At 65.0% G+C, this 21775-nt stretch carries 25 protein-coding genes; 12 read left to right on the forward strand and 13 right to left on the reverse strand.

Features of this window, described 5'->3' with window-relative positions:
- Position 1 precedes the first annotated feature (1 nt).
- Positions 2-436 (reverse strand): SRPBCC family protein, encoded by a 435-nt coding sequence (locus M6D93_RS03970; RefSeq protein ID WP_249773063.1) that lies wholly within the window; start codon positions 434-436, stop codon positions 2-4.
- Positions 437-647: 211 nt separating this feature from the next.
- Between M6D93_RS03970 and M6D93_RS03975 the strand changes: the two genes are divergently transcribed.
- Positions 648-1388, forward strand: coding sequence for a GAF and ANTAR domain-containing protein (locus M6D93_RS03975; RefSeq protein ID WP_249773064.1), 741 nt, complete (start codon positions 648-650; stop codon positions 1386-1388).
- A 10-nt stretch (positions 1389-1398) separates the two neighbouring features.
- Here M6D93_RS03975 and M6D93_RS03980 read toward each other — a convergent pair whose 3' ends face one another.
- Positions 1399-1731 (reverse strand): YnfA family protein, encoded by a 333-nt coding sequence (locus M6D93_RS03980; RefSeq protein ID WP_249773065.1) that lies wholly within the window; start codon positions 1729-1731, stop codon positions 1399-1401.
- Between the two features lie 181 nt (positions 1732-1912).
- Here M6D93_RS03980 and M6D93_RS03985 point away from each other — a divergent pair, with 181 nt between their 5' ends.
- A complete protein-coding gene (locus M6D93_RS03985; protein WP_249773066.1) occupies positions 1913-2521 on the forward strand; it encodes a hypothetical protein in 609 nt (202 codons plus the stop codon).
- A gap of 17 nt (positions 2522-2538) precedes the next feature.
- Here the strand turns inward: M6D93_RS03985 and M6D93_RS03990 are convergent, their stop codons facing one another.
- Both M6D93_RS03990 and M6D93_RS03995 read right to left on the reverse strand, forming a co-directional pair.
- Positions 2539-2748: a hypothetical protein gene (locus tag M6D93_RS03990; RefSeq protein WP_249773067.1), complete on the reverse strand. Its 210-nt coding sequence runs from the start codon at positions 2746-2748 to the stop codon at positions 2539-2541.
- Between the two features lie 58 nt (positions 2749-2806).
- Positions 2807-3112: a hypothetical protein gene (locus M6D93_RS03995; RefSeq protein WP_249773068.1), complete on the reverse strand. Its 306-nt coding sequence runs from the start codon at positions 3110-3112 to the stop codon at positions 2807-2809.
- Positions 3113-3151: 39 nt separating this feature from the next.
- Here M6D93_RS03995 and M6D93_RS04000 point away from each other — a divergent pair, with 39 nt between their 5' ends.
- Positions 3152-3859 carry a TetR/AcrR family transcriptional regulator gene (locus tag M6D93_RS04000; RefSeq protein WP_249773069.1) on the forward strand — a complete coding sequence of 236 codons (708 nt, stop codon included), beginning with the start codon at positions 3152-3154 and terminating at the stop codon, positions 3857-3859.
- A gap of 76 nt (positions 3860-3935) precedes the next feature.
- Positions 3936-4526 carry a hypothetical protein gene (locus M6D93_RS04005; protein WP_249773070.1) on the forward strand — a complete coding sequence of 197 codons (591 nt, stop codon included), beginning with the start codon at positions 3936-3938 and terminating at the stop codon, positions 4524-4526.
- Positions 4527-4791: 265 nt separating this feature from the next.
- Here the strand turns inward: M6D93_RS04005 and M6D93_RS04010 are convergent, their stop codons facing one another.
- From M6D93_RS04010 to M6D93_RS04025, 4 genes are all read right to left on the reverse strand, one after another.
- Positions 4792-5304, reverse strand: coding sequence for a hypothetical protein (locus M6D93_RS04010; RefSeq protein WP_249773071.1), 513 nt, complete (start codon positions 5302-5304; stop codon positions 4792-4794).
- A gap of 128 nt (positions 5305-5432) precedes the next feature.
- Positions 5433-6542, reverse strand: coding sequence for a glycoside hydrolase family 3 N-terminal domain-containing protein (locus tag M6D93_RS04015; protein ID WP_249773072.1), 1110 nt, complete (start codon positions 6540-6542; stop codon positions 5433-5435).
- Between the two features lie 349 nt (positions 6543-6891).
- The gene (locus M6D93_RS04020) at positions 6892-7269 is read right to left on the reverse strand and encodes a hypothetical protein (protein WP_249773073.1); all 378 of its coding nucleotides are present in this window, start codon (positions 7267-7269) and stop codon (positions 6892-6894) included.
- Positions 7270-7286: 17 nt separating this feature from the next.
- On the reverse strand, positions 7287-7718 hold the full coding sequence (locus tag M6D93_RS04025; RefSeq protein WP_249774174.1) for an Hsp20/alpha crystallin family protein: 432 nt from the start codon (positions 7716-7718) through the stop codon (positions 7287-7289).
- A 126-nt stretch (positions 7719-7844) separates the two neighbouring features.
- On the opposite strand from M6D93_RS04025, the gene M6D93_RS04030 reads away from it, so the two are divergent.
- Positions 7845-8264, forward strand: coding sequence for a MerR family transcriptional regulator (locus tag M6D93_RS04030; RefSeq protein WP_249773074.1), 420 nt, complete (start codon positions 7845-7847; stop codon positions 8262-8264).
- A 503-nt stretch (positions 8265-8767) separates the two neighbouring features.
- Here the strand turns inward: M6D93_RS04030 and M6D93_RS19600 are convergent.
- Complete coding sequence (locus tag M6D93_RS19600; RefSeq protein WP_430667205.1) at positions 8768-9025, reverse strand: DeoR family transcriptional regulator; 258 nt, start codon at positions 9023-9025, stop codon at positions 8768-8770.
- Positions 9022-10539, reverse strand: a complete 1518-nt coding sequence (gene arfA / locus M6D93_RS04035; protein WP_249773075.1) for an arabinosylfuranosidase ArfA — start codon at positions 10537-10539, stop codon at positions 9022-9024. Before arfA ends, M6D93_RS19600 begins: the two co-directional genes overlap by 4 nt.
- A gap of 223 nt (positions 10540-10762) precedes the next feature.
- Between arfA and M6D93_RS04040 the strand changes: the two genes are divergently transcribed.
- The 3 genes from M6D93_RS04040 (at position 10763) to M6D93_RS04050 (ending at position 13917) form a co-directional block, all read left to right on the forward strand.
- Positions 10763-12055, forward strand: coding sequence for an ABC transporter substrate-binding protein (locus M6D93_RS04040; RefSeq protein ID WP_249773076.1), 1293 nt, complete (start codon positions 10763-10765; stop codon positions 12053-12055).
- 90 nt (positions 12056-12145) lie between these two features.
- The gene (locus M6D93_RS04045; RefSeq protein WP_249773077.1) at positions 12146-13048 is read left to right on the forward strand and encodes a carbohydrate ABC transporter permease; all 903 of its coding nucleotides are present in this window, start codon (positions 12146-12148) and stop codon (positions 13046-13048) included.
- Positions 13049-13059: 11 nt separating this feature from the next.
- Positions 13060-13917, forward strand: coding sequence for a carbohydrate ABC transporter permease (locus M6D93_RS04050; protein ID WP_249773078.1), 858 nt, complete (start codon positions 13060-13062; stop codon positions 13915-13917).
- Between the two features lie 44 nt (positions 13918-13961).
- Here M6D93_RS04050 and M6D93_RS04055 read toward each other — a convergent pair whose 3' ends face one another.
- The gene (locus M6D93_RS04055) at positions 13962-15788 is read right to left on the reverse strand and encodes a glycoside hydrolase family 2 protein (protein WP_249773079.1); all 1827 of its coding nucleotides are present in this window, start codon (positions 15786-15788) and stop codon (positions 13962-13964) included.
- Between M6D93_RS04055 and M6D93_RS04060 the strand changes: the two genes are divergently transcribed.
- From M6D93_RS04060 to M6D93_RS04075, 4 genes are all read left to right on the forward strand, one after another.
- A complete protein-coding gene (locus M6D93_RS04060) occupies positions 15771-16916 on the forward strand; it encodes a LacI family DNA-binding transcriptional regulator (RefSeq protein WP_249773080.1) in 1146 nt (381 codons plus the stop codon). The genes M6D93_RS04055 and M6D93_RS04060 overlap by 18 nt on opposite strands.
- Positions 16917-18404: 1488 nt before the next feature.
- A complete protein-coding gene (locus M6D93_RS04065; RefSeq protein WP_249773081.1) occupies positions 18405-18659 on the forward strand; it encodes a hypothetical protein in 255 nt (84 codons plus the stop codon).
- Between the two features lie 200 nt (positions 18660-18859).
- Entirely contained in the window at positions 18860-19606 is a 747-nt protein-coding gene (locus M6D93_RS04070) for a hypothetical protein (RefSeq protein ID WP_249773082.1), read from the forward strand.
- 116 nt (positions 19607-19722) lie between these two features.
- Positions 19723-20880, forward strand: a complete 1158-nt coding sequence (locus tag M6D93_RS04075; RefSeq protein ID WP_249773083.1) for a recombinase family protein — start codon at positions 19723-19725, stop codon at positions 20878-20880.
- On the opposite strand, the gene M6D93_RS04080 is transcribed toward M6D93_RS04075, so the two are convergent.
- Together M6D93_RS04080 and M6D93_RS04085 are read right to left on the reverse strand one after the other, a co-directional pair.
- A complete protein-coding gene (locus M6D93_RS04080; RefSeq protein ID WP_249773084.1) occupies positions 20848-21111 on the reverse strand; it encodes a hypothetical protein in 264 nt (87 codons plus the stop codon). The two genes, M6D93_RS04075 and M6D93_RS04080, sit on opposite strands and share 33 nt — an antisense overlap.
- Positions 21112-21125: 14 nt before the next feature.
- The gene (locus M6D93_RS04085; RefSeq protein WP_249773085.1) at positions 21126-21428 is read right to left on the reverse strand and encodes a hypothetical protein; all 303 of its coding nucleotides are present in this window, start codon (positions 21426-21428) and stop codon (positions 21126-21128) included.
- Positions 21429-21775: the final 347 nt, after the last annotated feature.

Below are 21775 nucleotides of genomic sequence, written 5' to 3' on the forward strand. Positions count from 1 at the left end.
ACTACAGCCGCGCGATGACCTCGGTCAGCTGCTTCTCGGTTGCGTTGCCCAGATGCTCGAATTCCAGCTTCATGACCGGCGCACCGAGCTTGGCCGCGCCGTGCAGGTCGATCGTCGCGCTGTAGGTGATCTGCGCTGCGGCATCACCAGCGGGTTCCACGCGGATGTCGTCGGTCGAGGTGGCGGTCTCGTTCTCTCCGACGAAGACGAGGTGACCGGGTTCGAGCGTGTCCAGCCGATAGGTCAGTTCAGTGGTGCGGCCGAGCACCTTGGAGACGTTGAGCCAGCTGGACCCGACCTGGATCGGGCCGGCGCCGATACGCGTGCACTCCTGCGTTCCCGGGTCCCATTCGACCGCGTTCCCGAAATCCTTGAGGTACTCCACGACTACGCCGACCGGCTTGTCGACGGTGAATGTTCGGCTTACGTGCACCATGTCTGCTCCGCGTGCTGTGAAGATCTGGCATGACCGTTTCAGCCGTCCCCAGTGTAGGTGCTTGCATCGAAGCATGTTGCGCTGCAGGGGCGGCGCATGGGATTGGTCTTGATGAGGTCGTAACCCAGCTGCCTTGACCGTGCTCTAGAGTCTGCTCAGGTCTAGTAGAAGGCCGCTGTTCCTGGCGTCCATCTCGAGAGGCCTTATCCGGATGACCCCATCCGATCCCAGCGACGGCGCGCGCCTGTTCGCCCAGATCGCCCGTGACCTTTTCGCGCTGGCGAGTCTGACGCAGGTGCGGAACCGGATCGTACGGCTGGCCGTCGAATTGCTCGGCGCGGACGTAGCGACCGTTTGGATGCCCGCTCACTCGGGCGGCGTTGCGTCCATTCGCGCTGTGGCCTCGACCGATCCGCCGCGGGCGAGCCAGTTTGCCGAGGTCATGAGCCGCCTGCACGAGGGTCTGGCCTGGGACTGTCTGCAGTTGCGGGTCACCATGTCGGTAGTAGATACCCGTACCGACTCGCGATGGCCGAACCTCTCGGCGTACCTGGAGCACCAGCCGGCCCCCGCGCTGTTGTCGGTGGCGGGATTCTCGCTCGACGTCGGCGAGCGCAACCTCGGCGCGCTGACGCTGGCGTCCAGCACGGCCGATTTCTTCACCGACCACGGGATGCTCGTCGCCTCAGTCCTGGCCGAGCATGCGGCGATCAGCCTTGACGCCATCGGACGGGCTGAGAAGATCACCAACCTGCAGCGGGCCATGGAGTCCAACAAGCGGATCGGCATTGCGCTGGGCGTACTCATGCATTCGTTGGGTGTGGACGAACTGCACGCGTTCAGCCTGTTGCGGTCGGCGTCGCAAGCCAGCCACCGCAAGCTGTTCGAGGTTGCCGAGGAGGTGATCCTCACCGGTGCCCCGCCACAGCTGCCCAGCCGTCGACCCCGCTGAGTATGAGCGGTCAGTGGCGCGGCGCGTACATGATCACCGCCACCCCGACCAGGCAGATGCCGGCGCCGATGAGGTCGGTACGGGCGGGACGTAGCCCGTCGAAGACGACGCCCCACACAAGGGACCCGGCAACGAAGACCCCGCCGTAGGCGGCCAGTACCCGGCCGAAGGCGGCATCCGGCTGGGCGGTAGCGACGAAGCCGTACGCAGCCAGCGCGAGCACTCCACCGACGGCGAGCCACCAGGGACGATGGTCGCGAACCGCCTGCCAGATGAGCCAACACCCACCTATCTCGGCCCCGGCGGCGAGGATGAAGAGCAGAACCGAACGGGCGACCGTCATGGGCCCCACGCTAGCGCCTGGAATCTGGAGCAACTCCTTCGACGCGGCAAAGGCTTTCAGGACAGCAGGTTTGGTCGGTTCCACGCTAGTGTCGGCCCAAGTCCCATCGGGGCAGATTCTCCTCCTCGCCGACCGACAAGGCTCCGTGCCGTTCTCGGTCGTCTCCGAAAGGTTGTCCCTGGTGGCTGAAACCCGTGTCAGATTCGCGGTGCTGGTCGGAGTTGCGCTGCTCGGACTGGTGTTCTGGGCCGGTCCTGCCCAGGCAACCGTCGCCCCGGCCGCGGCACCCGCACCGGCCAAGAAGGCGTCGATGTTGACGATCACGAAGTCCCGTTCGATCACGCCGGGCACGTCGCTCCGGATTCTTACCCACCTGCGCGTCAAGGCCAGCACGAAGCCGATTGCGAATACCAAGGTCACCCTGCTGTACAGCCACGCCCAGAACGGTCCGTTCCACGGCCTGAAGGACGCTCGCACGAGCAGCAACGGTGGGACGAGCGTGGGAGTGCGCCCCAGTCGCACCACCTGGTTCATCTGGAAGTTCGCCGGCAACGCCAAGTACGCCGGAGCCCGTAGCGTGAAGATCAAGATCACCGTGACCAAGCCGGCCCCCAGCCCGGCCCCTCAGAACTGCACGCCGGGGTACTCACCCTGCATCCCGCCCGGACCGGACGTCGACTGTGCCGGCGGATCAGGCAACGGCCCGCGCTACGTCACCGGGCCGATCTACGTAACCGGGAGCGACCCCTACGGTCTGGACCGGGACGGCAACGGAGTCGGCTGCCAGTAGGCCCTGCGGCGCTTGGCTCATTGCCACCACTGTGCGGACCGGGTGTCGTCCACGTGGGGCGGCTTGTGCCAGACGGCGCCACAGGTCTGGCAGGTGACCGTCCGGTGCCCCGAGCGTCCGGGCTGACACGCGCAGGGCAGCCAAGCGATCAGGACGTTCGGCGGGATCAGGCGGTGGCCGTTACGGCAGATGTTGGGGAGCCACTCGCCGTCCCGCTTCGAACTCATGTTCGAATGCTAGCCGGGTAGATCAGGAGCCGCGTCCATCCGCGCGTCGGCCCAGGGTTCAGGCCCAACTCTGTTCGAGCAGAGCTCCGGTCGCGTGCAGGACGTCGAGGCGGTGTACTTCGGGTTCACCGGACGGGCGCTGTCCGCCGAAGGCGGCGTTGACCGCGGGGTGGATGCGTTCCTCGAAGGCGTTCGCGCACGACTGTTCGGAGTCCCAGACGTCGATGTAGCGCAGTCGGCCGTCGGGCTGGCGAACGCACAGGTGCAGCAGCTGTCCGGTCATCGGCTCCGGGCCGAGTTCGCCGATGACGCGGCGGTAGAGATCCTCACCGATCGGCACATCCTGGATGTAGGCGTAGACCATGACACGGCCCCCTGATATATTGATCCGAACGGTATTCGGATGAATAAGGGGACAGTACGGCTGATGGGTGAGGGCGTCAAGGCGCGGCCGACGCGCAAGCGCAGCTATCACTCGCCGCGTCGTGCGGAACAAGCTGCGCAGACTCGCCGCGCAGTGCTCGCCGCTGCGCGAGATCTGTTCGTGAGCAAGGGGTATGCGGCCACGACCATCGCCGATATCGCCGGCCACGCCCAGGTCGCTGCCGACACCATCTACGCGACGGTTGGTCGCAAGCCGGCATTGCTTCGAGAGCTCGTCGAGGCGGCGATCTCAGGCACCGATCACGCGGTGCCCGCCGATGAGCGCGACTACGTCAGCCGGATCGCGGCCGCTCCCGCTGCCGTCGACAAGCTCACCATCTACGCCCACGCGATCGCGGCGATCCAGCAACGGTTGGCGCCGGTGTTTCTCGCCCTGCGCGATGCCGCCGCAACTGACCCGGACTGCGGCGCTCTGTGGGAGGAGATCGCACAACGTCGGGCAGCCAACATGCGCCGTTTCGCGGCCGACCTGCGTGGTACCGGGGAGGTCCGTGACGACCTCACCGACGATCAGGTCGCGGACGTCATCTGGAGCATGAATGCCGCCGAATACTGGGACCTTCTCGTGCGCGAGCGTGCCTGGAGTCCCGACCAGTTCGCCGCTTGGCTGACCGATGCGTGGATTCGGCTTCTCCTCAAGACATCCCCGGGCACGGCGCCGGATTGACTAGTTGAACCTCGATCGCCCTGAGGCCGTGGGCTGGTGAGGGTTGGTCCGATGCACCGCCGGGTAAGACCCCGCTATGACGAAGTCTTCCGATGCGGCCCTGATCATCCGCGTGTCAGGGCGACGCCAGCGCCCGCAGTTTCTCGTAATCGGATGCTTCCTGCTCGCCTACGTCGGATACACCGTGTTCGGCCGGACGCGATGGCTCGGGATCGTCGGAATCACCGTGTTCGCCGCGGCGTTGATCATCGGAGCCATAGGGCTGATCCTCGGACGTCGTCATGGCTGGGAAATGCGGATAGATGCCGAGGGAGTCACTGCTCGGGGCCAGCGCACGGCCCGATGGGACGAAATCGCAGGGGTTCGTGTGACCTCCCTCTTTCCCGCGGCGCCCTTCAACCGTCCGGCAACGCAGATGGCGGCATTTCTCCCGGCCCCCGGTCGGCAATTGCCGCCAGGGCCATCGGTACCTACCCGGGGCCCGCTCGGCCGAATCGGTGGCCGCGTGCGACGTCGGAAATACCGCTCGGACCTGATCCTTCTTCTGTCGTCGACGGACGCTGATCTCGGCAGCCTGACCGCAGCCGTCGAGCGCTTCGGGCAGAAGCAGGTCGTCGTCGTCCCGGCTGCAGGAAAGCGGATATGGCGTCGATTCACAGGCCGTTGATTGCCTGCCGATCATCGTCGTTGGTGTTGTGTACTCGGTCCGCGAGCGGCGTTCGGCGTCGACGCGCGATCGTCGCCGACCGTGGCTCGGGCCAACGTGGCTGCTCTCGAAAGTGGCGACCGCCCTGGGGCGGCGTGAGAAATGACGACTCTTCTCGTCGCCACAGACGGCGTGCCGTTGCCGACACCGATGCAGGGTAGGCGCAGAGGTCTTCGTTTCCAGCCGGCCAGGATTCAGCGAGGGTCCACTCCGCTCCCAGGGTCTGTTAAGGGTGTCCGATCGCGGCGTAGAGCGATGCCGCCCGCTGGGCTGGATCGCCGCTGCGCCGCTTGATGATCTGCAGCACGAGCAGGATCACTGCGGGGACGAAGGAAAGAAGCCACCATGCGCTTCCACGGAAGGCAGCAACGACGGGTACCAGCAACAGCATGAAACCGGCGATCGGCAGGGCCACTCGATCCGCACCCCAGCTGCTGGCCGATCGATTGAGTCGGTCCAATGCGACTTGGTCGAGGTCGGGACGGCCCGTGGGCACGCCGGTACTCATGCTCGTCCGAACGAGTGCGCGCTCGGTGGGAGCGAGCTTCCAGAACCTGCGATCTCTGACGTAGCTGGCAATGTAGACGCCCACAATGCCGAAAGAGGCGCCGATGCTCGGATGTTTCGGGCCGAACAATGCGACAGAAATCGCCATCGTGACCGGGACTGCGAGAAGCAGAAGCAGCAGGTTGGCTGGCCAGAACCCTCGGCGCTGCCACGATGAGCGAACTGTCGACATCCAGGACCTTCTTTGTAGCGAACGTGGCTGGGGCGGCTTGGCGATACGTACGGATCCGTGGCTCGACTTCGGGCCCACCGGGTTCGTCGTCCCGATCGCGGACGAGCGGGCCGTACGAGCAGCTCCGACTAGCAAGCTCCGGTGCTCCTCGGCGGAGAAGCGACTTTTGCCTTTGCCTTCAGTACATCCTGGACCCTCGCCCGCACCTGAGCTCGGAAGGTTCTGTCGCGTTCCATCTTGGACACGATCGCCTGGTAAGCCGCGGGCAGGTCGGGGGACATGAGAAGCATGTCGTCGCCGGCCTGGATGGCGCGGATGGCCACTTGCCCTGGCGTGCCCGATCGGAGCATCGGGGCCATCCACAAGGAGTCCGTTAGAACGAGTCCGTGATAGCGCAGGCCTTGACGCAGTTGCTTTCCGACGAGGACGGGCGAGAGAGTTGCCGGTTGGCCGGATGGATCGAGCGCGGGCAGGGCCAGGTGGCCGACCATGATGCTGCCGGCGACGGTAGCTGCGGCTTGGAACGGCGGTAGGTCAGTGGCCCGCCACTGCGTCGCGGTTTCGGTGAGGACCGGTAGCGCTGCGTGGCTGTCGATGGGTGTACTGCCGTGCCCCGGCCAGTGCTTCAGGGTGGCGAGCACGCCCGCCATCTGCAGGCCGGACACGGCGGCGAGAACGTCGCGGGAGTCCAGAGCCGGGTCGGGGCCGAAGCTGCGGTCGCCGATCACCCCACCCGCGGCGCGGACGACGTCGGCGACCGGGGCGTAGTCCTGGTTTACGCCGAGCCGCGCAAGTTGCCGCCCGAGATCGTGGTAGCTGCAGAGCAACGCGGCCGTCCCGGCCTGGGCCACGCTCAGCTCGGACGGGCGCCAGGAAACGCCGTCGGTGATCCGCTGCACCGAGCCGCCCTCCTGGTCGGTGCCGATCAACAAGCGCACCCCGGAGTCGGCGTGGGCCGACCGTTGCAGGCCTGCGGTCAGCGCGGCGATCTGGGCCGCGCCTTGGACGTTGCCGCTCGCCAGGTCGGGCCGGGCAGGGTCAAGGTCGTTGCGACCGAACAGGATGATCCCGCCCAGGTGCCAACGGCGTACGACCTCGGCGCCGGTTGTGGCGCCGTAGAGGGCCAGGTTGGCCGCGCCTTGAGCTGCCGTGACGGTGGTCGCGCTGGACCCGTAGACGTAGCCGATGAACAGCTGGCCGACCAGCTGGGCATCAGTCAGACCGGCGGGGTTCGACACGGCCCGGGTGGGCGCGGGGGCCTTCGTGGGCTGCCGGGGTGACGCACTCGTCGCGGTCGGGTGTGCGGCTGAAGTGGGCGGAAGGGATGAGCTGGTGGGGTGCTGCGTGTTCGACGTGCACGCGGCGATCGACAGGGAAAAGGCCAATGTGGCGCACCAGACGGCGGGACCGGCGAGGGTGCCGCGATCGCCGTGTCTCGGCCCGGGCTGCCTGGTGGAGCGTGTCATGTCGCCCGATCTGGTCTCGTCATTGCATCGTTCTGGTGCGGATCGAATCTAGTCTCCTTAGGAATCGCCGTGAATCGCCGTGAAGCGCCGTGGGGCCCGGAGCGTTCGCCGGCGGCACCGATCATCGAGGCGGCTGGCTGTGTTCGCCATAGTGGTTCGCTGGCCGAGCCTGTCGTGCGTGCGTCGGATCGGCGGTGAGCGCTGCCGGACCCATCCGTCGGATCGGCGGTGAGCGCTGCCGGACCCATCCGTCGATTCCGGCGGGCCGGGGCCCGGAACCCGGGCCCCGGACGGGGTCGGCTGTGCGGCGGGTCGGTCCGCTGACAGGATGCCGACCAGCGGCGTCGCGACCAGGCCTTTCGGCTGGCGGCGCTGGCCATTCCGCGGCGATGATCGCGTCGAACTCGGCCGCCAGCAGGGCCGAGTCGGCGAGGACAAGTCCGAGGAACTGCTCGCCGACCGGCTGCGCGGTCTCGCTGTGTGGGCGGGTGGTGGGCATGACCGGTGCCTGCCGGGTCAGGCGTCGATCGCCTGCCGGTCCTCACCCTTGCTGGTGACCGAGATCTTGCGCGGCTTGGCTTGCTCGGCGACCGGGATCTGCAGGGTGAGTACGCCGGCGTCGTAGCTGGCGCTGATGTGCTCGGTGTCGAGGGTGTCGCCGAGAATCAGCTGCCGGCTGAAGATTCCGCGCGGCCGCTCGGCCGCGATCAGTTCGGCGTCGCTGGCGCGGGCAGGGCGTTCGGCCTTGACGGTCACGACGTTGCGCTCGACGTCGAGGTCGATCGAGTCCGGGTTGACGCCGGGCAGGTCGAACTCGACGTGGAAGCTCTCGCCCTCGCGCCAGGCGTCCATCGGCATCACCGATGGGCGGGCGAGGGTTCCGTTGGTGCCGAAGACCTGTTGGGTGAGCCGGTCCAGTTCGCGGAACGGGTCGGTGCGCATCAGCATCGTGTCCACCTCCATGCTCCTGTTCTGTTGGATGCTTGTGAGCCACAGACCGCCTCTGAACTGATCTGTGGTGAGCGCTATAGATTTGTTGTAGCACTGGTAACATGCTGATGCAAGGGGCATCGCATGGAACTTCAGCAGAGGGAACGGTTGATGGCAGGAGCCGCGCAGACAGAGCCGGACCCCGCGCAGGGTGTGTATGGCATTTCGGTCGCCGCGGAGCTGGTTGGCACCGGGGTGCAGAACTTACGCGCGTATGAGGCACGCGGTCTGCTCGAGCCCGAGCGCACCGACGGGGGCACCCGACGCTATAGCGCCAACGACCTGGCGAGGCTGCGGCGCATCGGCGATCTGCTCGAGGCCGGGCTCAACCTCACCGGCATCGCGATGGTCATGGATCTGCAGGACCAGAACACCGAGTTGCGCGCGGAGAGGGAGTACCAGGAGGGGGCGTCAGCCGGACCGACCAAGACGACATCGATCCCGGCGAGCAGAGCCCCGAAGCGGACCTCGTCGACCAGGAAGCCCCGCTCGACCGGTCGCTGATCGATGAAGACCAAGGCTCACTCGCCCATAGGTACCTTGCTCCTGGAACCAGCAGTCGGGGCGCGGCACAAGTTACTGGTGCCGCTATGCGGCGTGCTGCTTGTGCTGCGAGTGGCCTCGGCAGTAGTGCCCGGAGCACTCTCGGCAGGTCAGCCGCGCGACCGCAGTGCAGTCCGCGGCCTCACACGCACCATACAGTTCGGTCGGCCCGAACGGGTTTGCCGGAGTGGTGTCTGGGTACTTGCTGACCATGTGGCTACCTCCGGTCTGAATATTTCTTGGTCTCGCGGCGTGCGGACGCACTCAGGCTAGCGCGGCCAGAATCGTCGACGTCGCGCTCCTAGTGTCCACCCACCATCCAGCGTTGGCGAACCGGAGCTGGCGGCCCAGGCTGCCGAAGTTGCGCTCGAGACCGATAGCAGCGTGGACGACCAGCTGAGTCGACTCGCACTCTAGGAGGGTGCGAACGGCCAGACCCCGGACATCAGGCCTGTCCGAGCTAGCTAGAACGTTGCTCGTGCTCCTGGCGATCTCCTGACGGCCCCGCCGCGGATTCGCTGGCAACGTCCCTGGGCAGCCAACTGGGTGAGGTCTCGGGTGATGCTGCTGCACGATAGTCCCCAGCGCGCGGCCAGATCCTGAGTGCTCACCGAACCGAAACGGCGTAGCTCGGAGTCGATCAGCTGCTGCCGGTGTGCCGCAAGCGGCGGCAACGGGCGCCGTCCGCGCGAGTCCTCGGTTGTCTCCAGCACGACGCTCATCCCCGGGCCGGCTCGAGCCGGAGCATCGTCCAGGACGCGGGCGGTAGGTTTAGCCGCACGAGCTGTCCGTCGATCTGATGTTCACTACTCGAACGAGGGATCACCTGCTGCGGGTTCTCGGGCGTGTTCCGGTCGTCAAGGCGTTCCCCGCCGAGAACGAGATGCTCCACGACGCGGTGGCTGATCTCGGTGGCGAGCAGCACCTCGAACAGCGCGGCCTCGGCGTCGGCTCGGTTCACCACGAACAGGGTGATGTCGCCGGTCTCGGGATTGCGGGTCGCGGTCGCGTCGACCGGGCGGACGTCGCCTCGCGTTGCGGACTCGAGGATCGTGTCGGAGCGAACCTCGACCCGCAACACCTCGCCACGCGCGTGCCGGGCGGTCAGCGCGAACGGGTGGAAGACGGTTTGGCGCCAGGCGTCCACCCCGGACTCGGCCCGGATCGGCGCGATCACGTTGACCAGCTGGGCCTGGCAGGCAATCGCGACTCGGTCACTGTGTCGTAGCAAGCTGATGAGCAGATTGCCGACCACCACGGCGTCCTCTGCGTTGTATTCGTCTTCGGCGATTCGTGGAGCGGTGGCCCAGGCCTCGTCCTGGTGCTCCTCGGGCCAGTAAGGCCGATGCTCGATGTTCCACTCGTCGAAGGACAACTTGATCTGCTTACGCGTTCGGCGCGTCGCGGCCACGTGGTCGCAGGTAGACACGACCCCGTCGATGAAGGAGTCCATTGCGTCCGCCGACGCCAGGTAGCCCACCAAATCTTCGCCGCTCTTCTTGTAGTAGGCGTGTAGCGACAGGTAGTCGATCTGGTCGTACGCGTGCTCCAGCACCGCCACCTCCCACGCGCCGAAGGTCGGCATGCCCTGGTGTGAGCTCCCGCAGGCCACCAGTTCTACGGACGGGTCCACCAGGCGCATCGCCTTGCCCGTCTCAGCAGCAAGTCGCCCGTAGTCGTCGGCGTTCTTGTGGCCGATCTGCCACGGCCCGTCCATCTCATTACCCAGGCACCAGAGCTTGATGTTGTAAGGCTCGCGTCGGCCGTGCTTGATTCGCAGATCGGAGTAGCGGGTGCCCCCCGCAAAGTTCGTGTACTCCAGCAGCGCGGCCGCTTCGGCCACGCCTCGGGTGCCGAGGTTGACCGCCATCATCGGTTCAGCTCCGCACTGCTCAACCCAGCGCATGAATTCGTTGAGTCCGAAGGTGTTGGGCTCGAGCGAGCGCCAGGCCAGGTCGAGCCGCACCGGACGCTCTGCGATCGGTCCGATGCCGTCTTCCCAGTTGTAGCCGGACACGAAGTTCCCGCCGGGGTAACGGACGACGCTCACGCCGAGCTCGCGGGTCAGCTCCAGAACATCCCGCCGCAGGCCGTCGGCATCGGCGTTGCGATCGCCTGGTTCGAAGATGCCCTGGTACACGCACCGCCCCATGTGTTCGACGAAGGAGCCGAACAGCCGCGGAGGGACCGGGGCGATGACGAAGGCGGGATCAAGGGTGGTCGAACTGGTGATCAAGGTTCGCTCGCTCTCTGTGCGGTCGACGGCTCGGGTACGAGCTGAGTCTCCTTCGTCGACGGTCTCTGCCAGTGTCGGTGGATCGCGAAGCCTGTGTATCAGCGACTGATCTGGTTGTTGCAACAGTGTTACCGCGATCCGTGTCGAGATTCTTGCATCGATGCAAGAGATATGCCAAGCTGTCGGCACTTGTATCGGACGTCACAGTGGTAGGGAGTCTGAAGTGAGACTTGTGCGTAGCGGCGCCGCGGCCGTCATGGCCGCCGTGCTAACCGCAGCCGGCTTGGCCGGATGCAGCAGTTCCGGATCCAAGGCCAGCAGTTCTGGTGGCACAGGAGCCGTAAACCTCAGCTTCTGGAACGGGCTCACCGGCCCGGACAAAGCTGCTGTGGATCAGATCATCAGCTCGTTCAACTCCTCCCATCCGAACATCAAGGTGACCTCTGACCCGATTCCGTGGGATGTGCTGTACACCAAACTGTTGCCTGCCTTCGGCGCCGGGAAAGGCCCCGATCTGGTCGGTATCAGCAGTGACCAATTGCCCGGCTACGCCAGCAAGCACGTGCTGCAGCCGATCGACTCGATGTTCTCCAACGGCGTCGACAAGTCGACGATCGTCCCGTCTGCGTTGAACGCTGGAATCTACGGCGGCAAGCAGTACGGCGTGCCGATCGAAAGCACGCCGGTCATGCTGTATTACAACAAGAAGATGTTCAGCGCTGCGGGCATCAGCAAGGCTCCGGCGAACTGGGACGAATGGGCCGCCGACGCGAAGAAGCTCACGCTGCCCGGCGGCACCGGCGGCAATCCCAAGCAGTACGGCATGGCCATCGGAACCAACAACACCGTTGAGCTGATGCCGATCCTGATGTGGATGGCTGACGGGGGCATCCTGTCCGACGACGGTAAGAATGTGTTGCTCAACAACGCTGGATCGAAGCAGGCCATTCAGTACTGGGCGAACCTCATCCACGACAATCACATCTCGCCCACCGGGCTCACCGGCGGAGACGCGGACAAGCTGATCGAATCCGCGAAGGCTGCGATGGAGGTCAACGGGCCGTGGGCGACCACGGGCTACAAGGCGGCCGGCATCGACTACGGGCTGGCTCCGGTTCCAGTCGGGCCGAACGGCAAGAACGCCAGCGTCGGGGTCACCACCGTGCTCGGAGTGAGCTCGAAGGCCAACGCCGAGAAGATGAAAGCAGCCTCGACCTTCTATGCCTACTGGACCCAGCAGAGCAGTCAGACGAACCTGTCGTTGAAGTCCGGCTTCCCGCCGGTGACCACCAACGTGCCTGGTTCGGCGCTATCTGCCAACCCCGACGTGGCGGCATTCGCTGCCCAAGCCGGGTCCACACGCGCATTGGCCCCGGGGCAGACCAGCTTCGCGGCGATTCAGAACGACGTCTATGACCCGACGATCGAAAAGATCATCGCCAATCCAGGCCAGACGGGCTCGTTGCTGGACCAGGCGGCGACCCAGGTGCAGGGCATGCTCAGCACTGGTGGATGAGGCCATTCCGGTAGGTCGTAGCTAGCAGGAAGTGAGCCAGGAGTGACCCAACTCGCCCAAGGGCAGGGGACTGGCCAGGCAGCCCAGTCTGTGCCGCAGCGGTCTCGTCCGCTGCGGCACAGCCTGCGTCGCCATCAAACCATCAGTGCCTACCTGTTCATCGCACCGTCCGCGCTGATCATGGGAGTGTTCCTGCTCTGGCCGCTGATCTCCTCCGCCCGTCTGTCCTTCTACGAGAGCTCGGAGTTCGGGCCGTCCACCTTCGTCGGCCTGGGCAACTACCGTGCCATGGTGGGCGACCCGATCTTTCGCCGAGACTTGTTGCACACCCTCGTGTACGCGCTGATCGTTACCCCGGCGACCGTAGGTCTTGCTCTTGTGTTCGCCCTGATGCTGCATCGTCAGCTGCGCGCCCGCGCCTTCTTCCGGGCTGCACTCTTCCTCCCCGCGGTCCTCTCGCTGGGTGTCATGGCAATCGCCTGGGGTTTCCTGCTCGATCCGACGATCGGGCTTCTGCCGCACTGGCTGGCACCGCTGGGAGTTTCGTTCGGCAAGGGGAAGGCTGACCCGACGATCGCCTTCGTCTTCGTCATGATCGTCGGGATCTGGAAGAACGTCGGCTTCTACATGGTCATGTACCTCGCCGGTCTCGCCACGATCCCTGGCGACCTGTACGAAGCTGCCAGCGTGGACGGCGCCTCGCCGTGGCGGCAGTTTCGCAGCATCACCTGGCCGTTGCTGTCCAACACGTCGGCCTTCGTGTTCATCATGGCCACCATCGCGTCCGTGCAGGCTTTCGACCAGATCTATTCGATCACTCGCGGCGGGCCCTACTTCTCCACCGAAACTTTGGCCTACCTGATTTACCGCCGCGGCTTCCAGGACCTCGATTTCGGTTACGCCTCAGCGGTGGCCTGGACTCTCACCCTGATCGTTTTCGCGATCAGTCTGGGGCAGCGCGTGTACTTCAGCCGTCGCGAGATCAACTACTGACAGGCGAAACGATGACCCGAGCCTTGCCGTCCACCGCCCGTCCGTCCGGCCTCGGTCGCGCGCCCGGTCGAGTGTTGCTGTATCTGTCGCTGGTCCTTGCCGCGTTCATGACGCTGCTGCCGGTGCTGTGGATGCTCGGCGCATCGGTCCGGCCGGAGGGAAACATCCTGTCCCACCCGAGTGACCTCATCCCAACCCACTGGACGCTGGTCAACTACCGCCAGATCTGGTCGGCGATTCCCTTCGCGAACGAGTTGCGCTCGACAGTCGTCTTCGCCGGTGGGGTCACGATCTTCTCACTGCTGTTCGACTCGATGACTGCCTATGCGCTGGCTCGGCTGGAGTTTCCGGGGCGACGGCTGTTCTTCGTTCTCATCCTGCTCTTCCTGATGGTGCCGCCGCAGATCACGCTGATCCCGGTGTATCAGATGGTTGCGCACCTCGGTCTGATCAACACCTACCCTGGGATGATCATCCCTCGCGCCACGAATGCCTTCGGAATCTTCTTTCTGCGGCAGTTCTTTGTCGGGCTGCCCAGCGATCTGAGTCAGGCTGCGCGCATCGACGGCGCGAGCGAGCTGCGAATCTATTGGTCGATCGTCATGCCGTTGGCCCGCCCGGCCCTACTGACCCTTGGGCTTTTTCACTTCATGTACAACTGGAACGACCTGCTGTGGCCGTTGATCATCACGACCGACAACAACATGGCCACACTGCCGGCTGGGCTCGCGCAGTTCGCGGGCACTCACGTTGTCGAGTACGGCCTGCTCATGGCCGGCGCCACGATGGCGATGCTGCCGATGCTGCTGGCGTTCGTCGCAGTGCAACGCAAGTTCATTCAAGGGATTGCCACCACCGGGCTGAAATAGCGCCGGGTTGCGGTCCAATCGATCGGGATCGCGTGCCGACCGGCTCAGTCCGGATCCTTCTCGCCCGTGACGATGTAGCGGATGGTCTCCAGCGCAAGCTTCGGACGGCCCTGTTCGTCAGCGAGGCCGTTGGTCTCCTGAGCGGTGTCGAACAATTGCGTGTAGCAGAAGCCTGCCACGGCGGAACTGGACCGCAGGGCCGAGAACAGATCTCCGAGCCGGGCCGCGAGTTCGGTGTCAGAGCCGACGTGCGTGTACGCGAAGGCGTCGGCGCCCGACCGTAGCGACAAGCCTCCGAACTCGCTGATGATCAGCGGAGCGTCACCCGCGTCGAACTTGTCCCGCTGCGCGTCGCTGAGCGCGATGACCCGGCCCGCGGCCGCATCGCTCGGCTGGCGTAGACGCGCGGAGAAGGTCACGGCGTCGCCGTAACGTGCCGTCAGATCGAGAGGGTTACTCGTGTAGTCGTGTACGCCCAGCACATCACTGTCCACGTGCTCCCAGCCCTCGTTGGACATGACGGGGCGGGAGGGATCCAGCGCGCGGGTCAGCGCCGCTATCGCGGAGATGAAACTGCGCTGCGCGGATACGGTCCGGAGGTTGGGTACACCCCAGCTCTCGTTGATCGGTACCCACGCCACGACCGACGGATGACTGCGGTCGCGCCGAACCAGCGCGGTCCATTCCTCGGTCAGACGTTGTAACGCGGTGCTGGTGAACTCGTAGGCGGCGCCTATCTCGGACCAGATGAGCATGCCCAGCCGGTCCGCCCAGTACAGGATCCGCGGGTCCTCGGCCTTCTGATGAATCCGCATCGCGTTGAAGCCCATGGCCTTTGCGAGTTCGATCTCTGCCCGTAGTTCGTCGGTTCCGCGGTTGGCCAGCATCGTGTCGGGGCGGTAGCCCTGGTTCAGCACGCCTCGGAAGAAGTACGGTCGACCGTTGAGCAAGTACTTCCCACCGCCCACGCCGGTTTGGCGCAAGCCGAGGTAACTCACCGCCGAGTCCCTCGCTCCATTCCCGCCGGAGATCGTGACGACGGCGTCGAGCAGAACGGGGTGCTCGGGAGCCCAGAGCAGGTCCTCCCGGTCGATGCCGTTGGCCATTTCCCGCAGCGGGATGGCCAGCTCGGTGCGCGGGCCTGTGAGCGTGGCAGCCGCGTGGCCTAGGGTCCGCTGCCCGAGGCTGACGGTGATGGTGACGGTGGCGCCCGAATCGGTCGGACCGGCGGTCTCGACGGTCGCCGAGATCCCTTCGTCGGGATCTGCTCGCCAGAGCAGTTCAGTTATGTGAAGCTCTGGCACCGCTTCGAGCCAGACCGTCTGCCAGATGCCAGAGGTCCGGTCGTACCAGACCTTCGACGGCTCGTCGAGCCACGTCTGCTTGCCGCGAGGCTGGCTGGTGTCGGCCGGATCGTCCTGCGCGCGAACCACGATTGCGTGTTCGTCGGCGTTCTCGTCGAGAGCGTCGGTGATGTCGATGGTGAACGGAGACTGCCCGCCGACGTGACGGGCGAGATGTTGCCCCCCGACCCACACATCGGCCTCGTAGTCGACGGCTCCGAAATGTAGGAGAAACCGTCCGGTTTCGGGGCATTCGAGCGAGTCGAGCTCTGCGATGCTCAGCGTTCGCCGATACCAAAGGACCCGGTGGGGGCCCCGATCGCCGATACCAGAGGCTGTGCTTTCCGGCGGGTACGGCACCACGATTGTCTGATCGAAAAATTGTGCTGCCTCAGCGGAGAACCACTTGTCACGACGCCCCCTATCAGCGGGGTCGAACGCGAACGCCCATATCCCATCCAGGCAATGCCAAGCCGAGCGGCGCAGCTGGGGCCGGGGATAGGTGCCGTCGTGCTGGCTCTCGCTCATCTCGCTCCGCAGGTTTGCTTTAGGGCTGGCGCACAGTCTCGCGCATTTCCTGCAACGATGCAAGAAAGCGCGCGCACGTCATCAGCGCACGCTGCATGGCATCATCGTGTCGTGGAGAAACGGCGCGCATCGCGGGTCCGCATGAGGGATGTCGCCGAGCATGCCGGCGTGTCCGTACGGACGGTGTCCAACGTTGTCAACGACTACGTGTACGTCAAGGAGGACACCCGCCAGCGAGTGCAGGCTTCGCTGGACGAGCTGGGCTATCAGATGGACTACGTCGCCCGTGGTCTTCGGTCCGGGCGGACGAACATGATTGCACTGGTGGTGCCGCAGCTCGCCGAGCCGTACTTCGCACAGGTGGCTCAGGCGATTATCCGGGCCGCCGCCCGCCGACATCTCAGCGTATTGATCGAGACGACCGAGGACGATCCTGACATCGAGCGCCGAGTGATGAAAGGCGCGTTGTCTACGGTCGCTGACGGAGTACTCCTGAGCGCAAGCAGTGCCTCGATGGAGGAGCCTCCGGACGTACCGCTGGTGTTGCTTGGTGAGCACGCGGCGACACGTCACGGCGACCACGTCGGCATCGACAATGTCGCTGCCGCTCGGACGGTTGTGCGGCACCTGCTGGGGGAGGGCTACCGGCGGGTCGCGCTTTTGGGCCTCGGTGGGAGCGCGACTGCGGCGCTGCGCTTCGAGGGCGCGAGGCAGGAATTGTCCGAATGGGGGATCAAACCGAGTCGGCGGCTGGAGTTGCCCACCGACGATTGGTCGCCCAGCGGTGGGTATGACGCCGTGAACACCTTGCTGGACAAACGTGTCGGGGCTTTGCCGGACGCCGTGTTCGCGTTCAACGACTCGTTGGCAATCGGCGCGATGCGTGCTCTGCGCGAGCACGGCGTGGTGGTGCCCACCCAGGTAGCAGTGGCAGGCATCGACGACCTCGAGCAGAGCGCCTACCTCGACCCGCCGCTCACCAGCTTGGCCCCCGACCTGGAGGACATCGCGGAGTGTGCGCTGGCGGCGCTGGAGCTTCAGATTGAAGGCAAGGTCGGACGCAAGAGATACCGCCGCAAGTTCACCGCGTTCGAGCTCAAGGTGCGCGGGTCGACTCAGCGTGCCTGAACGCGACGCTCGCCCTGACGTGAACAGCGGCGTCCGGGAGTCGGCGCGACGTTCGGCGGACTATGTGCGGACTGATCCCAACGCGCGGCCCGGACCACCGGTCGATCCGGCAACGAAATAGGCACCTGCGACTGGTGCCCCCGGCAGGACTTGAACCTGCGACGCCCGGCTTAGGAGTTCTTTCCCCTGCTGTCCGGCTACTTCCGGACCTGATGGCCAGGTGGGCCTAGCCCAGCAAATTCGGGCGGTTCGGTGCCGGACTAGCACGGAACGTGACGGAACCGATTGGCGGAGGGAGAGATTGCTGTTGCCCCGACGTTGCCCAGAACGAGGGTGGTTTCCAGCCTTTGTGGACAATTCCCGGGTGGTGAACGATCCTGACAGAAGGCACGCATCCAGGCGGGTGCCGCCGTTGGTCGGAGGATCAGATGCGTTGTAGCGTTGCCGGCGGAGCAGCGCCCGCAGTTGTGCTCACGATCGCGCTGTCTGGCGCGCTTCTGTCGTCTTGTAGTGCGAAGCCTGCCGCCTCGTCGGATCAGGCGGCTGCCTCGACAAGCATGGTTTCGCTGCATGGCTGGGCCTTCTGGCCAGAGTCAATGCCACCTGACTTGTCCGCCTCCGATAGCAGGACCTTCCCGCTAGAGACGAGTCTTCCGTACGAGCCGACTGCGGCGCGCGGAGTCTGCTCTGAGCTGCTGCTGCGGGGTACGCCGCAGTTTGGCCAGGTAGTGGTTCAGGGCGCTAACGGCACCCTGCTGGGTGCAGGGACAGTGGACACGTCAGAAATACAGACCGCGCAGTCCGCTCAGCAAACCGGCGGCGACTTCATGTGCGCCGTTCGATGGTCTATGCCCCCGGTCGCTCGTCAGACGGCATACACCGTCGAGTTCAATGGCCACTCGGTAGTGGTAAACGGGTCGCAAGCGGCCAAGGAGATCGGGCTGCCCGCTACGTAGCTGACCGAGGTCCGGTGCGGTTGTAGGCCATACGAATGGCTCGCGACTACCGCTGGGCTCGGAGCCACTGCTCGTTACGAGACGCGTTCGCCTCTGGTGATCTGCGTGCGCGCACGCAATGATCTCTATGATCTTCCGGCAACCGGGCCAGGCAGGTCGATCGGGGGAGACTATGCAGCGATTCGTGAACGTCCTGGTCCTGGCGGGAATTCTCTGCCTCACTAGCGCCGCTGTCGCGAGTGCGTCAGGAGCAACATCGGTCCTATTGGGTCAGAGCAACAGATCAGCGAGGGCCACCTCGCTCATAAGTACAACAGGGATACCGCTTGGGCTGCACGCAGCTAGGGGGCACGCCCCACTATCCGTCAGCGGGAACAGGGTCAAGGTGGCAGACCTCAACGCTGACTTTCTGGACGGTCTCGACTCTGCCGCTCTCCAACGTCGGGTCGTTGGCACGTGTGCGGTGGGTAGCTCAGTCGTCGCTGTCGCTGCCTCCGGCTCTGTCTCGTGTCGTCCGACGGCACTGACCTCGATGGTGGTCTCAGGCCAGGTCGACAACCTGGGCGGATCTGCCTTCTGCCCGTCTGGTTGGACGATGACGGGCGGAGGCTTCGAGCAACCGTTCGTCGCTGACGAGACCAAGCGTGATCTTCTCCGTGCCTCCCGGCCGGCAGCCGAGTTGACGGACTACAACGGATGGTTCGTAGTATTCGACCCCAGGGCGGCGAACAACTTTCAGCTGAACGGCCCGACAACCGTCTACGCGGTGTGCGTATTGAGCCGCTGAGACCGACCACTACGCTGCTCGCCGCCGGAGCCCACGCGACTGGCGGACGCAAAGCGAATTCACGCTTCCGAGGGCAGGTCATGGCGAACAAGTGGCGATGCCCGACCTGTGGGTCGGGCGGCAAGTCGAAAGAGCACGTCCTGCCTCAATGGATGTTCGCGCACTGGCAAAAGACGCCACACCGCGACGTCCCTCCACCGGTGAAGATATTTCTCTGCGTCGCCTGCAACTCGTATTTCAATGAAACGCTTGAGATTCCTTGCAGGCCGATCATCACCAGTTTGATGCAGGCCGACTCGGTGACACTCGACGTTACCGATCAGACGAATCTCGCCGCGTATTTCACGAAGCTGTCCCTTCTGATGGCCCTATGGCCGCACTACCCAGATGGAATGGACCCGTTCATCGGACTGACTGACATGCGGACGTTCCGTCAGGGGCTAGTCCTGCCCGCCGGCACCCGGATCTGGCTCGGTTGCATCGAAGATGCGAACCTTCGACGTGAGCAGGCGGTTATGAGGGCAATACCAGAGAGCTTCACCCGGGAGGCGCGGGAAAGCCAATGGCTCCTGCCGGCGGGTAGCAGCTGCCACCTGGCGAGCTTTGACCACTTGTTCGCAGTCCTATTCTGGATGCGAAGAGACCCGCTGAGAGGTGGTCAGCCCGCAATCGATGCGCGGGTCATGATCAGCAAGGCCGAAAGGGCGGGCCTCGTTCACAGGATCTGGCCCAACAGAGGAACCCGTCTTGTCTGGCCACCACCGCTGGCGTTTGATGCAGCCACATACGCCCATTGGTCCAATCGGTTTGGCTACGTGCCTCCCGGCACAAGACCGAAGATCAACACTCCAAATGGCCTGCCCGACTGGGCGGCACGGTCGCTGGCCCACTGGGAAAGTCTCCCGACGAGTCGACTGGCTGCTGATCAAGCGGAGGATCATGGGTGAGGGCTCCCTTTAGGATCTGCCATTGTCAAAGCGATTCGATGCCCGGTAGCGACGAACGTCGATCAGCCGGAGCGGAGACTTCCCGCGAGTGACTGAGGCACGCGGATGCTGTCTACATGGCGAACCTTGTGGCGTACCTGCGAGTCAGTTCGGCGATCCAAGCAGAGGGGTACGGCCTGGAGATTCAAAGGAATGCGATCGAGCGTCGGTGCGAGATCGACGGTCACCTCATCGGCCACATCCTTCAGGACGTGGCCGTGTCTGGCTCGCTGGAATCGGCGCAACGTCCAGCGCTGACCGACGCGCTCAACCTCATCCGCTCCGGGGCTGTTGACGGTTTGATCGTGGCACGGCTGGACCGGTTGGCGCGCGGTCTCACCATCCAGGAGGGTCTGCTTGCCGTGGTCTGGAACAACGGCGGATGTGTCTTCACCGCCGACGATGGCGAGGTCCTCCAAGACGACCCGTCTGACCCGATGCGGACGGCGATGCGGCAGATCGTCGGGGTATTCGCCCAGCTAGAGCGGGCGATGATCGTCAAGCGCATGTCCGACGGTCGGCGACGCCGAATCGAGGTGAAAGGGCAATGGATAAGTGGCAGGGGATCGTTCGGCGAAGTGGCTCGCGGTGTACCAGACACCCGCGAACAACGCGTCATCGCGAGGGCAGCCGAGTTGCGGCGCGACGGCCTCACGTGGCGGGCAATCGCGCAAGAGTTCAACGCCGATCCCGAGCTACGTCCACGAACGGCCTCCTCGTGGACCGAGAACAGCGCATCGCGAATGCTTGCCCCCAGCCGGGCCGCCCGAACACGGCCCGTGCCTGACTGGGCATCTCCGGTGGTTCAATGCATGAGTACCGATCAGGTTGCACACCGGCTACGGATCAGCCGCCCGTCGGTTTCGCACTTGCCACCGAGCTTCGTCGTGAGGGTTCCGGGCAGGTGGGCCAGCTACGACGCGGCTTCAGTCGAGCGGATCGTGGCTGAGTATGACCTGGACACGGTCTATGGGGCGGATTGGATCGGCCAGGGACGCGCCGAGCAGCTGAGCGGCTGCAGTCAGCGCCGGCTGGGTGTGCTGGTTGCCGAGGGACTGGTCGAAGTTCGGCAGGCGTTCAACGGCTATCGCCGATACAGGCTTGCCGACGTCACCAGCTTGCCGACGGCCGCGCGGGTGCGCGTCCGGCGACTTGGACAGCTCAACGTCTCCCACAGCGCTCAACGTCGGCGCTTGCCGACCTCAAGCGGTCTCACTGATCACGACCGCCTCTAGGCGCTCAGTCGCCTCCAACTGGACGACCTCGATCCGGGGCCATTCCTCGGTATCGTCCTCGGTGATGTCATGCACCCAGGCGGCGGCGAGGCGATTGCGAAATGTCTCGGCTAGCTCTCGACTGTCAAACGGACCTGCTGCGCGGACGCCAGCGGTGCCGTCCTGCCCGGCAACGATCGTCACGATCCATGCGGGAGGAAGCGTGTATCGCTGAGTCTTGTCATCTGGCATGATTTATCGGGCTCCTACGCGTTGTTGTTGCACCACGCCTTGACGGCCGCGAACTGAACATCGCCTGGATTCTGATAGCCAGGGTCGTCGGTCGGTAGGTGCGTGGCCGGCGAGTCGGTGATCGCCGCCTTGTGCAGGCCCTTCACGCTGGACTTTCCCGCCCGATCGATGGCAGCAATCTCGATCACTACGGTGTTGATCGTGTCCTGGCTCGCGCCGGCCTCCTTGACCTTCTCGCAGGCGGCCTTGCCAGGGGCATCCAGGCTCGGCTTGCCCCCACACCCTGTCGCAAGTACCGCCGTCAGCAGAATGGGCACGAGTGCGCACCATTTGAGCGGTGCCTTCATCGTGTCCCCCTGATAGCCAGATCTAGCCGCGCACAGAAGTATCTCAGATTAGGTGTGGCTAGCTGGTGTGTGCCGGAATCGCCACGCAGGACGGCAGGGGGGGCACTTTGGCCGACCCCTCAACCCATCGCTTCCGATGCGCGATCTGCGCGTATTGTCGGTCGCCTCGTCGAAGGAGGCTCCGCGTCCGCACGAGCAGCGGCGGGCTGGACTGGCGCAGGCTTGCAACCATAGGGGAGACGCGCGGAACGCAGCGGCAATCCGTTGGCGGGAGACCTTCGCCTTGTGTGAGAGTCGCAGAGGTCATCGTCCGACGT

Origin of the sequence: Jatrophihabitans telluris, from assembly GCF_023516435.1 — a bacterium.
In the GTDB taxonomy this organism is placed as follows: Bacteria; Actinomycetota; Actinomycetes; order Mycobacteriales; family Jatrophihabitantaceae; genus Jatrophihabitans_A; species Jatrophihabitans_A telluris.

What these genes read in the sequence shown, in the direction of transcription:
- M6D93_RS03970 (WP_249773063.1), bottom strand. Translation starts at nt 436, where the DNA reads ATGGTGCACGTAAGCCGAACATTCACCGTCGACAAGCCGGTCGGCGTA.
- M6D93_RS03975 (WP_249773064.1), top strand. Translation starts at nt 648, where the DNA reads ATGACCCCATCCGATCCCAGCGACGGCGCGCGCCTGTTCGCCCAGATC.
- M6D93_RS03980 (WP_249773065.1), bottom strand. Translation starts at nt 1,731, where the DNA reads ATGACGGTCGCCCGTTCGGTTCTGCTCTTCATCCTCGCCGCCGGGGCC.
- M6D93_RS03990 (WP_249773067.1), bottom strand. Translation starts at nt 2,748, where the DNA reads ATGAGTTCGAAGCGGGACGGCGAGTGGCTCCCCAACATCTGCCGTAAC.
- M6D93_RS03995 (WP_249773068.1), bottom strand. Translation starts at nt 3,112, where the DNA reads ATGGTCTACGCCTACATCCAGGATGTGCCGATCGGTGAGGATCTCTAC.
- M6D93_RS04000 (WP_249773069.1), top strand. Translation starts at nt 3,152, where the DNA reads ATGAATAAGGGGACAGTACGGCTGATGGGTGAGGGCGTCAAGGCGCGG.
- M6D93_RS04005 (WP_249773070.1), top strand. Translation starts at nt 3,936, where the DNA reads ATGACGAAGTCTTCCGATGCGGCCCTGATCATCCGCGTGTCAGGGCGA.
- M6D93_RS04010 (WP_249773071.1), bottom strand. Translation starts at nt 5,304, where the DNA reads ATGTCGACAGTTCGCTCATCGTGGCAGCGCCGAGGGTTCTGGCCAGCC.
- M6D93_RS04020 (WP_249773073.1), bottom strand. Translation starts at nt 7,269, where the DNA reads ATGCCCACCACCCGCCCACACAGCGAGACCGCGCAGCCGGTCGGCGAG.
- M6D93_RS04025 (WP_249774174.1), bottom strand. Translation starts at nt 7,718, where the DNA reads ATGCTGATGCGCACCGACCCGTTCCGCGAACTGGACCGGCTCACCCAA.
- M6D93_RS04030 (WP_249773074.1), top strand. Translation starts at nt 7,845, where the DNA reads ATGGAACTTCAGCAGAGGGAACGGTTGATGGCAGGAGCCGCGCAGACA.
- M6D93_RS19600 (WP_430667205.1), bottom strand. Translation starts at nt 9,025, where the DNA reads ATGAGCGTCGTGCTGGAGACAACCGAGGACTCGCGCGGACGGCGCCCG.
- M6D93_RS04050 (WP_249773078.1), top strand. Translation starts at nt 13,060, where the DNA reads ATGACCCGAGCCTTGCCGTCCACCGCCCGTCCGTCCGGCCTCGGTCGC.
- M6D93_RS04055 (WP_249773079.1), bottom strand. Translation starts at nt 15,788, where the DNA reads ATGAGCGAGAGCCAGCACGACGGCACCTATCCCCGGCCCCAGCTGCGC.
- M6D93_RS04065 (WP_249773081.1), top strand. Translation starts at nt 18,405, where the DNA reads ATGGTGGTCTCAGGCCAGGTCGACAACCTGGGCGGATCTGCCTTCTGC.
- M6D93_RS04075 (WP_249773083.1), top strand. Translation starts at nt 19,723, where the DNA reads ATGGCGAACCTTGTGGCGTACCTGCGAGTCAGTTCGGCGATCCAAGCA.
- M6D93_RS04080 (WP_249773084.1), bottom strand. Translation starts at nt 21,111, where the DNA reads ATGCCAGATGACAAGACTCAGCGATACACGCTTCCTCCCGCATGGATC.